Origin of the sequence: Stenotrophomonas sp. TWI819, from assembly GCF_039673075.1 — a bacterium.
Taxonomy (GTDB): Bacteria; Pseudomonadota; Gammaproteobacteria; order Xanthomonadales; family Xanthomonadaceae; genus Stenotrophomonas; species Stenotrophomonas rhizophila_B.
On the sequence record NZ_JBDJKY010000005.1, the window covers coordinates 99,075 to 113,566 of the forward strand.

Consider the following 14,492-nt stretch of genomic DNA (forward strand, 5'->3'; position numbering starts at 1 on the left):
GGAGTGCTTCGTGTCGACGAGCCTGCGAGAGTTGATCGTGTCCGTTACTGCGGACACGACCAAATACCAGCGCGAGATGGATCGTGCCGGACGTATGGGGGCACAGTACTTCCGCTCTGTGCGACAGGAGGGCGCTCAGGCCTCCCAGTCGTGGAATGCCCAGACGGCGGCGGCCCGCACCCACGCAAATGCGGTGGAGGCCAGTTCCCAAGCTATCGGCCGGTATGCGGCGGTGGCCGCCGCGGCGTTCAGTGTCGGCAACCTCATCTCCATGGCCGACGACTGGGGGCAGATCTCTGCCCGGATCCGGCTTGCGACTCAGAGCCAGGATGAGTTCGCCCTGGCGCAGACGCGCCTTCTGGAGATTGCGAACCGGACGTACCGCGACTTCAACGAAGCCGCCGATCAGTTCGCAGGCACCGCGCAGTCCATGAGGGAGATGGGGTTCGCTGCGTCAGACACGCTTGATGCGGCTGAGGCCCTCGGCTTGGCTTTGGTCGCTGGTGGCAGCAACGCTCAGCGTGGCGCATCGGCGAACGACGCCTGGGCCAAGTCGATGGTGCAGGGTGCGATCGCGACTGACCAGTTCCAGACCTTGCTTCTGCAGACCCCGCGCGTCGTGCAGGCCTTGGGCGAAGGCCTCGGTAAAACTACCCAGCAGTTGCAGCAGATGGCCAAGGATGGCCAGCTCACGGCCCAAGTCGTCGTTCCGGCGATCACATCCCAGATGGGGAAGCTGCGTGCCGAAGTGGAGGCAATGCCTACGACGGTGCAGGATGCCGGTGTCCGGTTCCGCAACGAGCTTCGCGCTTGGGTGGGAAGCCAGAACGATGCGTACGGCGCCACGCAGGTGCTGGTGGGCGGGCTGGAGCTGGTAACCGAGAATCTCGAAGCGCTCATCACCGTCGGCGGCGCCGCGGCGCTGGGCGGCCTGGCCGGGCGCATGGTCCAGATCGGGGCCGCCACTGCCCAGGCAGCGGTGAGCTTCGTGCAGAATCGCGTCGCGGTTGTAGCCGAGGCGGTCGCCATCAGGGACGCGACGGCCGTTGGGCTGGCCAAGGCGCAGTCGGATCTGCGGCGGGCCCAGGCGGCGGTCACTGCCGCACGCGGAACTGCAGAGAGCGCAAGGCAGTCCCGGAATCTCGCGGCGGCTCTGCTCGCCGAGCGTCAGGCCTCGATCGCCGCCGCTGAGGCACAGGTCGCCTATGGTCGAGCAACGAGCCTCGCCGGCAATCTGGGGCGTGGCCTTCTGGGCGTCCTCGGAGGGCCTGCCGGCCTGGCGATCACTCTTGGCACCGTGGCCGCCGGATGGCTACTGTTCCGAGACAGTTCCTCCGAGGCGACAGCGGCCCTTCGGGAGATGACTGGCCCGTTGGACGAAGTGCTCGGTAAGTTCCAGGCGCTCGGCGCTGCACAGCAGATGCAGGCCATTCGCGAGGCCGAGAAGCAGGTCACGGAAGCAACCGGCGAGATGCGTCGCAGCATGGAGCAGCTGCGCACGGGGATGGACAACTGGAACCTCCGCCCCATGCTCGACGCTATCAAGCGCGACATGGACGCTGGCACGCTGACTGTAGAGGATGGCTCGCGCCGGATCGCGGCTGTTCTGGAAAGGTATTCGAAGACCGGCTACTACAGCGACTCGGCCCGAGATCATCTGATCGCCACTGGCGCGGCGTGGGAAGAGAATGCCCGCAAGGTGCAGGAGGCAACCCAGCGCCTCGACGGCTTCCGCGCAGCTCAGGAAGCGACAAAGTCGCCGACGGATGCCGCCGCCGACTCGGCGCGTAAGCAGGCCGAGGCACTGCGCCAGGTGGGTGGCGCCGCCGCCGACGCGAATCAGCAGTTGCAGGGCCTGCAGAGCGGGCTGAACTCGCAGATCGTCAACCTCGTGCGCGTGCGGGACGGCGCGATCGCCGCGATGAAGGTGGAGATCGGGCAGCAGATCAATGCAGCGGGTGGTGTCGGCGCCCTTACTGCTGAGCAGCGCGCCGAGTTCAACCGACAGATTGAGATGCGCTCGCGGCTCATCCAGCAAACTGAGGCGGCGCAGGAGGCCTCCAAGCGTAGTGCCGCCTCCAGCCGTTCCGGGGCCAAGGGCGGAGAGCAGTGGGCGGAGTACAGCGCTCAGCTGCAGCGATCCATTGCTCAACAGGACGAGCTTTCTGCGGCCTATGGTCGCGGTGAGTCGGCCGTCGCGGCAGCCAATCGCCAGCATGAGATCGAGGTCCAGGTCCTTCGCCTTGGCGAGGCGCATCGGGCGGAGATTACCCGGCTGATCGATGCGGAGAATGAAGCAAGGTCGCGCGCCTATGGCGCCGAGCAGATCGCCAATCTGGAGCGGCAGATCGCCACCTACGGCCTTGTCGGCAACGCAGCGAAGATGGCTTACGAGACGGCGGCCGGATCGCTGTCCATGCTGAGTCAGGAGCAGAAGTCCGCGCTGGAGGATGGCGCGCGCTGGCTGGACTGGCTTGATGAGATGGCCGACATCGAGAAGGTGTGGGACCAGCAGGCTGCCGGAGCGGCCAAGTTCGCCAGCGAGGCCGAGAGCAAGTTTGGTGGGCTCTCAGTACAAGCCGACCAGGCCGCCCGCAACATGCAGAGCAGCTTCGCCGACTTCCTGTTCGACCCATTCGAAGACGGCTTGGGCGGGATGGTCGAGGGGTTCAGTAAAGCGATCCAGCGCATGCTGGCTGAGGCAGCAGCCGCCGAGATATTCCAGATGGTGGGCAACTGGGCGTCTGGTTACAGCGGTGCTGGTTCTGGGTGGGTGAACGCTGTGGGCGGTGCTATCTCGCAGGGCGCCGGCAAGGCTGCCGGCGGACCGGTGAGCGCGCGATCCATGCAGCCGGTCGCTGAGTACGGACCGGAGCTGCTCCAAGTCGGTGGCCAGACGATGTTGATGATGGGCGCGCAGCCCGGCCTCGTCTCGCCATTGATGAATGGCCGAGCTGGTGGAGGCGCTTCCTCCAACGCCGCACCAATTCAGGTGATCACCAACGTGACCGTCACCGATGGCGGCACCCAGACGACCAGCAGCGGCACCAACGACCAGCTGGGCCAGAAGCTGGGGACGCTGGTCAGCAACCTGGTCAAGTCCGAGCTGATCCAGCAGAAGCGCCCCGGCGGCATTCTCGCCTGACCAAGGAACAGCAATGGCTGATGAATTCACCTGGTGCGTGCGCACCGACAGCACAGGCTCTGGCTCGTTTGACGTCAAGGAGGCGCGGTTCGGTGACGGCTACCGGCAGACCTCCGCCGACGGCCTCAACAATGAGGAGCAGCAATGGCCGATCTCCATTGTCGGCCGCGAGGCGAAGGTGCGAGCCGCGCGTGATTTTCTCCGCGCTCGAAAGGGCGGCATCTCGTTTTTGTGGACGCCGCCTCTCGGCGAGCAGGGCTTCTACCTGTGCAAGTCCTACAGCCTCACACCGCATGGCGGCGGCGTATTCACGCTCAGCGCCACGTTCGAACAGACGTTCCAGCCGTAAGGGATACCCATGGCACGCCAAGTAATCGACACAACCACCCAGAACCCTGGCTGGATCGGCGATATCGCCAAGATCGCATTTACCAAAGCCAATGAGAACTTCGCTGAGCTTTATGCTGCGATGGCTGGAGCGAACATGCTTATCAGCTGCGGCTCGCCAGTCAATCAAAGTGGATTCAGCGGCGGAGCGGTAGCTGCAGGTTCCTATGGTTATGACATGTGGAAGGCCGGCGCCGGTGGTTGCAATGTAACCATCAACGCGACAACGGGCGTGTTCAACCACACCAGCGGACCACTGCAGCAGGTCGTAGAGGCACCGCTGCTGGCATGGGGCTCACCTCTTACTTTCAGTGTCGAAAACCCAAGTGGAAGCATTGCGGTGAGTGTCGGCGGTGCCACCGGGACGATTACCGCAGGTCCTGGTCGCCGAGGTGTGACCTTGTCCCCTTCGGGTAGCGGGGACATGGTGTTGCAGATAACTGCCGCAGGCGTCACATACAGCAGGCCCAAGCTCGAGCGGGGAAGCTTAGCGACAGCGTTTATCCCAGTCCCAGCTGCGGTGGATCTTGCGATGGTCCAGCGTTATTACGAGCGCGGTTGGCTATACCTGTATGGGTGTGTAAGCGCGATTGGGGGCCATGCCGGCACCCAGAGCGCCTTCAAGGTGGCCAAAAGGGCTACGCCGGCGATGGTGTATGCGGCGCCGGTTGTACGGACCAACCTGGCATCAAATTCGCCTACGGTCGACCGCACATTTGTTGGCATCATTGGTGTACCAACCAACATAAACCAGAACTTTGTTTATCTCGGCGAGTACTTCGCCGACGCGAGGCTTTGACTATGTATCGATCGACCGATAGTCCAGACGAGATCGAGTGCCTTGCCACCGGCGCGTTCATTCCAAAGGGTCATCGTCTGTGGGATGAATTTCAGGCATGGGTGGATGCCGGTAATAGGCCGCTGCCAGTGGCGCTCCCATATGTGCTACATAGTCCGCAGCACTACCAATCAATCCGAAGTAACGCATGGAACTGGATGAATGCGTGGATCAACGAGCGGCGCTACGACAGCATCGAAACGTGCGTTGGGTACTTCAACAGCGGTGTGCCGCGCTACCGCGATGAAGCACGGGCAATGGTGGCGTGGCGCGATGCGGTGAATCAGAAGCTTGAGGAACTGGTTGCGAACGCGCCTGCCGGTATTGAAACCTGGGACCAGGTCCGCCCTCTGCTGCCGCAGCCAGAGGCTTTTGGTTGGCCGAGCGAGGTGTCGCTGCCATTACGCAGCGGTGAATCGTCGGAGATGGAATGATTACCGCCGACGCGCAGCAGCTGGAACCAGGCGGCCGGGTGACTGTCTACGAGCTCGACGCAAGCAGCTTCGGCGCCGATCAGCTGTTCTTCCACCAGCACCTTCAGACGGGGGTGATCTGGTGGCAGGGGCAGGAGTACGGCGCCTGGCCGATCGAGGCCACCGGCTTTGCCAGGACCAGCGACCAGCCGCCGAACCCGCGCCTGCGCGTGAGCAACATCGATGGCCGCATCGGTGCCCTGTGCCTGATGTTCGACGACATGGTTGGAGCGCGCATCATTCGCCGGCAGACGCTGGTGAAGTACCTGGACGCGGCGAACTTCCCTGACGGCAATCCGACCGCCGACCCCAACGAACACTTCCTGGACGAGATTTGGTTCATCGAGCGCAAGGTCTCGGAGGACTTCGAAACGGTCGAGTTCGAGCTGGCCACCGCGATCGACCTCAACGGGGAGCAGCTGCCCGGCCGGCAGATCATCGCCGGCACCTGCGGCTGGCTGATCCGCGGCGGCTACCGGGGGCCGTACTGCACCTACAACGGCTCGGCCTACTTCGACATCAACGACAACCCCGTCTCCGACCCCGCGCGCGACGTGTGCGCCGGCCTGGTGCGCAGCTGCAAGAAGCGCTTCGGCGAGAACAACCCGTTGCCCTATGGCGGGTTCCCGGCCGCTGGCCTGCTGCGCACCTGACAGCGCGCCACCACGACACAGATCAACACCCCGGCCCGCCACGTGCGGGCTTTTTCTATGGGCGAGGCAATGGAACAGACGACCCTTCAGGCGATCCAGGCGCACGCCGTGGCTGAGTACCCGCGCGAGTGCTGCGGGCTGGTGGTGGCCGCTGCCGCCGGCGAGCTATACATCCCGTGCCGCAACACGGCCGAGACGCCCAACGAGCACTTCCGGCTGCCCAAGGAGGACTATGCGGCGGCCGAGGATTGCGGCGAGATTCTGGCTGTTGTGCACAGCCACCCGAATGCAGCGGCGATAGCCTCGGACGCGGACCGGGTCATGTGCGAACTACCTGAGCAGTTGTGCCCAGGCTCGGGCGTCCCGTGGCACATCGTCAGCGTTGGCCAGGTCATCGGCGAGCCGGCGGAGTGCGTCGACCTCCAGACCATCGAGCCCTGCGGCTACGAAGCACCTCTGATCGGCCGTGAGTTCGCCCATGGCGTGCTGGACTGCTACAGCCTGGTGCGGGACTTCTACGCGCGCGAGCTGGGCATCGCCCTGAGCCAGTACGACCGCGAGGACGACTGGTGGGAGAAAGGGCAGGAGCTCTACAGCATGGACCGCCTGCAGGCCGAGGGCTTCCAGCCCATCGCCGGCGAGCTGCAGCGCGGGGACATGATCCTGATGCAGATCCGCTCGCCCGTGCCGAACCACGCCGGCGTCTACCTGGGCGATGGCCAAATGCTGCACCACCTGCATGGCCGGCTGTCCGAGCGCGTGCCCTACGGCGGCATGTGGGCGGAGCGCACCTGCTACATCGTCCGCCACCGGGAGGCCCGCCATGACTGAGCGCGTCCGCACCGTCCGGCTTTACGGGGTCCTGGGCGCGCGCTTCGGGCGTGAGTTCAAGCTGGCCGTGAACAGCCCGCGCGAGGCCGCCCATGCCTTGAGCATGATGATCCCGGGCTTCCGTGAGTTCATGCGCGATGCCAAGTCCAAAGGCATGGAGTTCGCCGTGTTCCTGGGCAAGCAGAACCTGCGGCGCGACCAGATCGACGACCCGCCCGGCAGCGACGATATCCGTATCGCCCCGGTGCTGGTCGGCTCGAAGCGCGGCGGCGTGCTGCAAACGATCGTCGGCGCCGTGCTGATCGTCGTTGGCGTCGTGCTCAACGCCTACACCGGATTCAGCGGCACCCCCTTCATCAACCTCGGCATCAGCATGGTCGTCGGCGGGGTGGTCCAGATGCTATCGCCGCAGCCCAAGGGGCTAGGTGCCAAGGACAGCGCGGAGAACGCGCCGAGCTACAGCATGAACGGCACTGTCAATACGCAGGCCCAAGGTAACCCGGTGCCATACGCATTCGGTGGCCACGACACGAAGGGCATGTTTGTAGGCTCGGCCGTGATCAGCGGCGGCATTCTCGCAGAGGACCAGCAATGAACCTGCCCGTTCCCGTACGCGTGCCGGGCAAAGAACTGGCGCTGGCCAAGGCCTGCCGAGAGCTGGTTGGTGCGAAGAAGGGAGGCAGCAATGCCCGGACCCCCGTGGAGACGCCGGACAGCCTTCGCTCGATCGCGCGCGCGCGCATCCTGGACTTGATTGCCGAAGGGGAGCTGCGTGGCTTGGTCGCCGGCAACCAGTCGATCTACCTCGATCAGGTTCCGATCCAGAACGCCGACGGTACGCTGAATTTTCAAGGCGTGCGCGTGGAAACCCGGTCTGGCACGCAGGACCAGGAGCACATCGCTGGCTTTCCCTCGGTCGAGAACGAGATCGCGGTGAACGTCGAGCTGCGGAGCGACAGCCCGGTTGTACGCACAGCGGCCGGTTCCGACCTGTCGGCTGTGCGCGTCCGCCTGGCTGTTCCTGCGCTGCAGAAGGTAGACACCAGCAACGGCGACACTGTCGGCTACAGCATCAGCTACGCCATCGACCTTTCGACAAACGGTGGGCCGTACGCCACTGTTCTGACCAGCGCTTTCACCGACAAGACCACCACCCAGTACGAGCGCAGCCACCGTATCGACCTGCCGGCTGGCACCCAGTGGCAGGTTCGCATCCGCCGCCTGACTCCGAACGCCAACAGCTCAACCATTTCGGACATCGTAAACGTGCTGTCCTTGACCGAGGTCATCGACGCAAAGCTGCGCTATCCGAATTGCGCACTCGCTGCGGTGGAGGTCGACGCCAGTCAGTTCCAGAACATCCCGACGCGGTCATATCGAACCTGGGGGCGCATCGTCCGCATCCCGAGCAATTACGACCCGCTGACCCGCTCCTACAGCGGCGTATGGGACGGCACCTTCAAGACCGGCTGGACCAACAACCCGGCGTGGGGCTTTTTCGACATGGTCAGCAATGACCGGTTTGCCCTCGGCCATCGAATCCCGCTGGACTGGGTAGATAAGTGGCGCCTGTACCAGATCGCCCAGTACTGCGATCAACTGGTCAGCGATGGCCAAGGCAACATGGAACCGCGGTTCACCTGCAGCCTGTACATGCAGACCCGTGCTGACGCCTACCGCGTGCTGCAGGATATGGCGTCCATCTTCCGGGGCATCAGCTTCTATGCGGCCGGCCAGGTGATGGCCTCGGCCGACATGCCTTCGGATCCGGTGTTCACCTACACACAGGCGAACGTCATCGATGGCCGATTCACCTACGAAGGCACCGGCCGCAAGGCCCGGCATACTGTCGCGCTGGTCTCCTGGACCGACCCTGACGACTTCGGCCGGCAGAAAGTGGAGCCGGTGCAGTACCGGCAGGGCGTGCAGCGATACGGCATCCAGCAGACCGAGGTGACCGCCGTCGGCTGCCACTCGCGGTCGCAGGCCCAGCGGATCGGCAACCACATCCTCTACACCGAGAACCTCGAGACCGAGACGGTCAGCTTCGGCGTTGGGCTGGACGTGCTCAACTGCCTCCCCGGCGACGTGATCCAGGTCGCGGATCCGGCGCGCGCAGGGCGCCGCAACGGGGGGCGCATCAAGATCGCTACGGCCGACACCTTGGTGCTGGACAAGTTGCCCGAGGTGATCGGGCCGGGCGACACGCTGCGTGCAACGCTGCCCTCGGGCAAGACGCAGGCCCGCACGGTGCAGTCGATCACTGGCAACGCGGTCAAGGTCACCGCCCCGTGGTCGGCCGTACCGGTGGCGCAGTCGGTCTGGTCGCTGGAAAGCACCGAGTTGGCCCTGCAGCAGTTCCGGGTTCTGGCGATCACCGAGAATCCCATCACGGAAGAGCAGGGCATCACCTACCGGGTGACAGCGCTAAAGCACGTGCCGGGCAAGTACGCAGCGATCGATGACGGCACCCGCCTGGAGCTGCCTCCCATCAGCATCATCCCGCCCAGCGTCCAGCCAGCGCCAACCAACGTGCAACTGTCGTCGCACTCGGTCATCGACCAGGGCATCGCTACGCATGTCCTGACCATCGCCTGGGACGCAGCTGACAAGGCCATCGCCTATGACGTCGAGTGGCGCCGGGACGACATGAGCTGGGTCAGGGCGGGCCGTGTGTCGACGGCGAGCGTCGAGGTGCGGGGCATCTACTCCGGCAACTATCTCGCCCGCGTGCGTGCGGTGAACGCCCTCAATGCCGTCTCCCAGCCGACGATGAGCGCCCTCACGGCCATCACTGGCAAGACCGAGCCGCCGCCGGCCCTGACCTCCCTGACGACGTCCAGCGACGTGTTCTCGATTGGGCTGGCTTGGGCATTCCCGAACGGCGCCACCGACACCCAGCGGACGGAGATCTGGTACGGACCCTCCCCCGATCGGGAGACCGCCATCAAGCTGGGCGACTTCTCCTATCCGCAGGCGCGCCACCAGATCAACGGCCTGGCCGCCGGCGCCCGGTTCTACTTCTGGGGCCGGCTGGTGGATCGGAGCGGGAACATCGGGCCGTGGTATCCGGCGACGACGGGCATCATGGGTGAGGCGAGCACCGATCAGAGCAAGTACGACGAGTATTTCTCTGGCCGGATCAGCGAGAGTGCACTGGGCCAGGACCTGCTCTCGAAGATCGAATCGATCGATCAGATTGTGCCGCTGGTCTGGGATGCAGCAGCGACTTACGAGCCTGGCCAGACCGTGATCTACAACGGGAAGATCTGGGCATGGCAGGCAGCTGAGCCTGGCAACGAAGAGCCGCCGGGCAACGACTGGCAGGACGTTGGTGACGCCATCGCGCAGTCTGGGGCGGTGGTCGGTCGGGTCAACACCCTTGAGCTGCAGGTCAACGACCCGGAGACCGGTCTGCAGGCGATCGGGGTAAAGACTGACGGGCTCTTTGCCCAGCTCGACGTCCAGGCTGCTGGTGATGAAGACTGGGGCGCAGGCGACGAAACGGTGTTCGCCGGCACGATGACCATCCAAACGGTCATCGCCGAGGGTGACCGCGCGCTGGCACAGCGTGTAGATACCGTGGAAGCTTCGATCGGTGACATCGACCTGGGTGGCATCGAGGCCTCGGTGCAGCAGGTGAGCCAGGCGGTGGTCGACCTAAACGGACGGGTCAGCGCCACGTACACCGTCAAGGCCCAGATCACCAGCGCCGGCCAGATCTACATGGCCGGCATGGGCCTTGGTGTCGAGCAGCAGCCTGACGGCAGCTACCAGAGCCAGATCCTGATGCAGGCCGACCGGTTCGGGGTGATCAACGTCGTCAATGGCCAGGTGACCTCACCGTTCGTGATCCAAGGCGGTCAGACCTTCATCAACCAAGCGTTGATCGGCACCGGCTGGATCACCAACGCGATGATCGGCAACCAGATCGCATCCAGTTCAGTCGCCGGCAGCGGCCTGCCGCGTTGGGAGATCAACAAGGACGGTGGGCGCGTCGTGCGTGGCGATAACTTCACCATCAACGAACATCCAGCCTACGGCTATCGAATGACAGATAATCAGACTGGCGTGACGTTCATCGAGATCGGGGAGCTCAGCTGATGCCCCGTGGCTTTCGACAGCGTGATCCATACACTGGACAGGTACTGATCGACGTGACGACACGGCTTCCACGAATCATGGGGCGAGCAACCATTTCCCCTGGCGTCAGTGGCTCGGTCGCTGTGCCACCGAGTGGAACCAATCCGATCTTCTGCTACTTCGCGGGCAGCAACGTTCCGGGGCGTGAGGCTGGCTCACCAACAATCACCGTCAACGATTCAACGAACACAATCTCGTGGTCATACCCGGGGTCGTCGTACTATTCCGGCGGCACGCTGGCATACGGGAGGTATTGAGTGGCGCGCGGTGCACGTATCCGGAACGAGGGCGGCTCCCTCGTGCAGATCGATCCCCTCTACGAAAACCTATGTCTTCGCGAAAAGGGGGTAGTGCGGACGTCCGCATTCGGGGCCAGTGGGGCAGCGGCAAACGCTGGCGTCGCGACGATCCAGTTGGCCGGATGCAACGAGCCTTTGTTGATGATCCGCTGCAACGGTGTATTCGTGGGGCTAAGATCAAGGGACGAAGTGGGGGGAACGTACACCTGGCAGTTGATTGCCAGTAGCCCGGTGGTTGATGTCGAGTATTGGGTTTTCGACACCACGGATGTGGCTCAGATGGCCTTCCTGACAACGAAGGGCATGCGCATCCGGAACCCGAACAATGCCCGGGTGGTGTTCGACTCGCGCTACAAGTACATGCGAGTCCTGAGCATGATCAACACTGCGGTGGGGACCGGAGGTCAGCCATACCCCGTGCCGATCACGTCAGGCTTCGCAGTTGGCTTTGCAAATGCGTCCCTGAGCACGATCATTGCTGGCGGCCCTATCAGCGGCGGCAGCTTCTGGCTATTTCAGGTGACCGTGCAGGTGGCTGGATTCATGACCACCAACAACGGCGAGGTTCAGTGCCGTGCAATCACGATCAACTCGTTTACCAACGAGGGGCAGGGAACACCCCCCTATGGCGGCGGCATCATTGGGTCACTTAGCGCGATCGCCCTGATCTGCGATATCAGAAACTACTGACGTTGCGAGGGCGTTTACTGACCCCGTCCTGGTGCTTCACCGACCACGGTGTGACGAGATATCCCGCCCGCTGCCAGTTCACCTGCGAGAAGTAGTTCTCACGCTTGTCTACAGCCGTTCCGTTCACCAGCACGTAGGGCTTGGCGGTCTTCGGCAGATCGCAGGTGCTGGTGTATCCATCGGTCTTGACCTTGACCAGGTATGGGCCACTCCCCTCGATCTGGGCACACACTGTGGCGCGGGAACCCTTCGATACCTGCAGGGCGCGGGGCGCGACCCGTACGACGAAATCGTCCAGCGTCTCGCCCGGATTCGACTCTTCCTGATACAGCCCCACGCTGCGGCCGTGGATGACGCCAGTATCAGAGGCTGCGGCACTTCCTGCGGCGGCGACGGCGAGTAGGGTGGTAATCAGCACTGCGCGCATAACGCTCTCCATGTGTTGTTTTGAACAACACCAGCGTAGCGGCAAAGAAAGGCGATCGCCTGCGCGAGAACCATTCGCGTTTTCGGGGAGCGAATGTCAGGCCACTGCGTCCAGCAGTTCCGCGCGGTTGTTCCGCGGCGTGTTCACCGCGCGACTGACGCGATAGGCCTCCATCGCCGTTGGCTCGCTGGCCAGCAGCATCGCCATCGCGTCGTCGGGCTCGGCCGCCAGCCACTCATCGGCCTGGCCGGCCGTCAGCCAAACCGGCATCCGGTCGTGGATATCGGCAGACACGCCACTGCTGTCGCCGGTGATCACGGTGAAGGTGCCCAGATTGTCCGGGTCGAGCAGGGGACTGGTGTCTTCCCACAGGCCGGCAGCCAGCAGCGGCCCGGCCGCGTGGATGAACCACGGATCTTTCTTGCCGTCCTCCGCATTGACGGACCACTCGTAATACCCGGCCATGGGGATCAGGCAGCGGCGCTTCTTGAACGCCGACCGGAAGGCCGGCTTGGTGGCCACCGTCTCGATGCGGGCATTGATCGTGGAGCCCTGCAGCTTCTTGGCCTTGGCCCAGAAGGGGAGCAGACCCCACGACAGGCGGGTGACCTGCAGGCCGGTTCCGCGATCGAGGATCACGGACGCGCGCTGCGTCGGCGCCAGGTTGTAGCTTTCGGGGATCGACATGAGGTCGCCGACCAGCTGGGGGAAGCCCAGGGTGTCAGCGTTTCGGATCGGGGTCTGGACGAATCGGCCGCACATGGCAGCAGGCTACCGCTACAGGGAGTGCCGATAGTGTGTACGTCCTACACTGCGACCATCCACTGAGGGCATGGCGATGGGCAGAGAGGACAAGGGAACGACAGCGATAGGGTTCAAGAACCGGAACGGGCAGGAAAACCTCCAGGCGACGGGTCAGCCCGGTACGGACCACCTCCAGACCGTCTACGTGCTGAGATGCACGCATTGCGGAACCTCTTATGGCGCCAACGGCAGCGATATCCACCTGCGCAAGTGCCCCGAGTGCCAAGGGGGGCGCCCCGGGATTCCCGTTCCTCTAGGAACTGCCTGACGGCACAGCTGCAGGTTCCCCGATTGCCCGAGGGTTGTCTTGGGGGCAATCTGTTCCTGTCGGATCCGGGAGCCACAGGCCGCTCAGCCCGGGTGCTGGGGTGCCTGAGCAGCGCCCCGCCGACACCTTCGCAGGCCGATTACGGCCAGTCGCGGAATCTGAGATCCCGGTCCGTATCCTGCGCGCATGCTTCCTCCCGACTTCCGCTGGCGCTCGGTCGCCAGCCGCCCTGATGAACTGCCAGATGCCATCTACTGCGGCATGACGGAGGTGTTGCGCCTGTCGCAGCGAGTGGACGATAAGCTCTGGTGGGTCGAGGTGGACCGTCATCTTGACGACCAGCACCGCGGCCGCCGGATGTGCACCAGCTACGAGCAGGGCGTGATCGGGTCTGAGCTGTGGGCGGTCAGGCATCAACAGCGGATTCGCTTGGAGATCGATCAGCGGGAAGTGGCCCGCGCGGCCCAGCGGAAGAACCGGACCTGGTAGGCAGTCAGCCGGCGTTGGCTCCGTATCGGCGCGTGCGACCGCCGGCGGCGACAGTTGCTGCATGGATCAGAAGAGCATCGGCAAGGCGCGCTGGGCGCGCGCGAGGGCGGCTTCGCTATGGCAGCAGGCCGACGACCTGGACAGGAATCACAGCGGCGACTGGCGGGCGAGGGCGACTCGCCGGCGCGGTGCTGACCGCCTCCGAACCGAGGCGGCGCGTTTTGATCGAATCGCGACCCGCTTAAATCCCCGCCCGGACGACGAGGCTGCATGACGCCGCTGTGCCGCCGCTGAGTTTCAGAAGGTGTTCGCGATGCTATCCAAAGTCCCGAGCACAATTTCCAAGCGACTATCCGCTTTGCCCTTCGCCTTTGCCTTGAGCCACGCTCCTACGTTCGCCGGCTTGTTCACCCCGCGTTTTAGGCCAGTCGAGTGCAGCGCCGCAGCATTCAAAGCATGGTTCATTGCCTGGCCCGACCGCTCACTTCTGTGTGCAATGTGATTTCTTATCGAGATCATTGCGTCAACGGTCGCGCTACTTCTAGAAGAGACTTTTGTGAACTTTTCTGCATGTTTGGGAGAAAGAAGTCGCACTGCACCTTCTTTGAGTAGCGCGTAATTCGAGTACGTGATGTTGTTGCCTGATGGATTGGCTAGCGATTGCACATCAGCCTTGCTGAGATGAGTCGGAAATGTGATTTTTCCGAAACGATCATGTAGTGCTTTGGGCTTTCCGCTATTGCGCAGCTGCTCGTCGAAGGAATTCTGAAGGTGAACTTTTAGCTGTGATGGATTGCGATTCATGTAAGCGATGAACATGTCGCTGACGAAGCCCTCCCAACTCACGGCTGCCGCCATCAGCATATGCTCGCTAAGAGTTGACTGATCGCTTTTGTTCGGTAATCCGTCTAGGCCCGCAGCGTAGAAAGTTCGGATTCCCTGCACCTGGTCAATGAAGTCCGTCTTCACCGAGGTTGGATCGATTTTCCGCACAGGACTATCCTTGTTCTCTGAGTTCGCAGCAGATTCGCGCATCGGAGCTCGC

Annotated in this window: 13 protein-coding genes; 10 read left to right on the forward strand and 3 right to left on the reverse strand. The window is 63.6% G+C overall.

Translation table 11 applies throughout. The annotated features are described in order from the left end of the window. Positions 1-10: 10 nt before the first annotated feature. From ABE463_RS08770 to ABE463_RS08810, 9 genes are all read left to right on the forward strand, one after another. Positions 11-3,145 (forward strand): tape measure protein, encoded by a 3,135-nt coding sequence (locus ABE463_RS08770; protein ID WP_346467895.1) that lies wholly within the window; start codon positions 11-13, stop codon positions 3,143-3,145. A gap of 13 nt (positions 3,146-3,158) precedes the next feature. Continuing rightward, positions 3,159-3,494, forward strand: coding sequence for a phage tail protein (locus ABE463_RS08775; RefSeq protein WP_346467896.1), 336 nt, complete (start codon positions 3,159-3,161; stop codon positions 3,492-3,494). 9 nt (positions 3,495-3,503) lie between these two features. Next, positions 3,504-4,331, forward strand: coding sequence for a hypothetical protein (locus ABE463_RS08780; RefSeq protein ID WP_346467897.1), 828 nt, complete (start codon positions 3,504-3,506; stop codon positions 4,329-4,331). Between the two features lie 2 nt (positions 4,332-4,333). Continuing rightward, positions 4,334-4,804, forward strand: coding sequence for a hypothetical protein (locus ABE463_RS08785; RefSeq protein ID WP_346467898.1), 471 nt, complete (start codon positions 4,334-4,336; stop codon positions 4,802-4,804). Further along, entirely contained in the window at positions 4,801-5,496 is a 696-nt protein-coding gene (locus ABE463_RS08790) for a phage minor tail protein L (protein ID WP_346467899.1), read from the forward strand. Before ABE463_RS08785 ends, ABE463_RS08790 begins: the two co-directional genes overlap by 4 nt. Before the next feature lie 69 nt (positions 5,497-5,565). After that, positions 5,566-6,327 (forward strand): C40 family peptidase, encoded by a 762-nt coding sequence (locus tag ABE463_RS08795; RefSeq protein WP_346467900.1) that lies wholly within the window; start codon positions 5,566-5,568, stop codon positions 6,325-6,327. After that, entirely contained in the window at positions 6,320-6,922 is a 603-nt protein-coding gene (locus tag ABE463_RS08800; RefSeq protein WP_346467901.1) for a tail assembly protein, read from the forward strand. The genes ABE463_RS08795 and ABE463_RS08800 overlap by 8 nt, the downstream gene beginning before the upstream one ends. After that, on the forward strand, positions 6,919-10,431 hold the full coding sequence (locus ABE463_RS08805; RefSeq protein WP_346467902.1) for a DUF1983 domain-containing protein: 3,513 nt from the start codon (positions 6,919-6,921) through the stop codon (positions 10,429-10,431). The genes ABE463_RS08800 and ABE463_RS08805 overlap by 4 nt, the downstream gene beginning before the upstream one ends. Before the next feature lie 338 nt (positions 10,432-10,769). After that, positions 10,770-11,459 carry a hypothetical protein gene (locus ABE463_RS08810; RefSeq protein ID WP_346467903.1) on the forward strand — a complete coding sequence of 230 codons (690 nt, stop codon included), beginning with the start codon at positions 10,770-10,772 and terminating at the stop codon, positions 11,457-11,459. Here the strand turns inward: ABE463_RS08810 and ABE463_RS08815 are convergent. Next, entirely contained in the window at positions 11,446-11,886 is a 441-nt protein-coding gene (locus ABE463_RS08815) for a hypothetical protein (protein ID WP_346467904.1), read from the reverse strand. The genes ABE463_RS08810 and ABE463_RS08815 overlap by 14 nt on opposite strands. 96 nt (positions 11,887-11,982) lie before the next feature. Continuing rightward, positions 11,983-12,648 (reverse strand): SOS response-associated peptidase, encoded by a 666-nt coding sequence (locus ABE463_RS08820; RefSeq protein ID WP_346467905.1) that lies wholly within the window; start codon positions 12,646-12,648, stop codon positions 11,983-11,985. A gap of 496 nt (positions 12,649-13,144) precedes the next feature. Here ABE463_RS08820 and ABE463_RS08825 point away from each other — a divergent pair, with 496 nt between their 5' ends. Further along, positions 13,145-13,447: a hypothetical protein gene (locus tag ABE463_RS08825; RefSeq protein WP_346467906.1), complete on the forward strand. Its 303-nt coding sequence runs from the start codon at positions 13,145-13,147 to the stop codon at positions 13,445-13,447. 297 nt (positions 13,448-13,744) lie between these two features. Here ABE463_RS08825 and ABE463_RS08830 read toward each other — a convergent pair whose 3' ends face one another. Further along, positions 13,745-14,482, reverse strand: a complete 738-nt coding sequence (locus ABE463_RS08830) for a hypothetical protein (RefSeq protein ID WP_346467907.1) — start codon at positions 14,480-14,482, stop codon at positions 13,745-13,747. Positions 14,483-14,492 lie beyond the last annotated feature (10 nt).

Coding starts and splice junctions, on each gene's coding strand:
- ABE463_RS08775 (WP_346467896.1), top strand. CDS start 3,159: ATGGCTGATGAATTCACCTGGTGCGTGCGCACCGACAGCACAGGCTCT.
- ABE463_RS08780 (WP_346467897.1), top strand. CDS start 3,504: ATGGCACGCCAAGTAATCGACACAACCACCCAGAACCCTGGCTGGATC.
- ABE463_RS08785 (WP_346467898.1), top strand. CDS start 4,334: ATGTATCGATCGACCGATAGTCCAGACGAGATCGAGTGCCTTGCCACC.
- ABE463_RS08790 (WP_346467899.1), top strand. CDS start 4,801: ATGATTACCGCCGACGCGCAGCAGCTGGAACCAGGCGGCCGGGTGACT.
- ABE463_RS08795 (WP_346467900.1), top strand. CDS start 5,566: ATGGAACAGACGACCCTTCAGGCGATCCAGGCGCACGCCGTGGCTGAG.
- ABE463_RS08800 (WP_346467901.1), top strand. CDS start 6,320: ATGACTGAGCGCGTCCGCACCGTCCGGCTTTACGGGGTCCTGGGCGCG.
- ABE463_RS08805 (WP_346467902.1), top strand. CDS start 6,919: ATGAACCTGCCCGTTCCCGTACGCGTGCCGGGCAAAGAACTGGCGCTG.
- ABE463_RS08815 (WP_346467904.1), bottom strand. CDS start 11,886: ATGCGCGCAGTGCTGATTACCACCCTACTCGCCGTCGCCGCCGCAGGA.
- ABE463_RS08820 (WP_346467905.1), bottom strand. CDS start 12,648: ATGTGCGGCCGATTCGTCCAGACCCCGATCCGAAACGCTGACACCCTG.
- ABE463_RS08825 (WP_346467906.1), top strand. CDS start 13,145: ATGCTTCCTCCCGACTTCCGCTGGCGCTCGGTCGCCAGCCGCCCTGAT.
- ABE463_RS08830 (WP_346467907.1), bottom strand. CDS start 14,482: ATGCGCGAATCTGCTGCGAACTCAGAGAACAAGGATAGTCCTGTGCGG.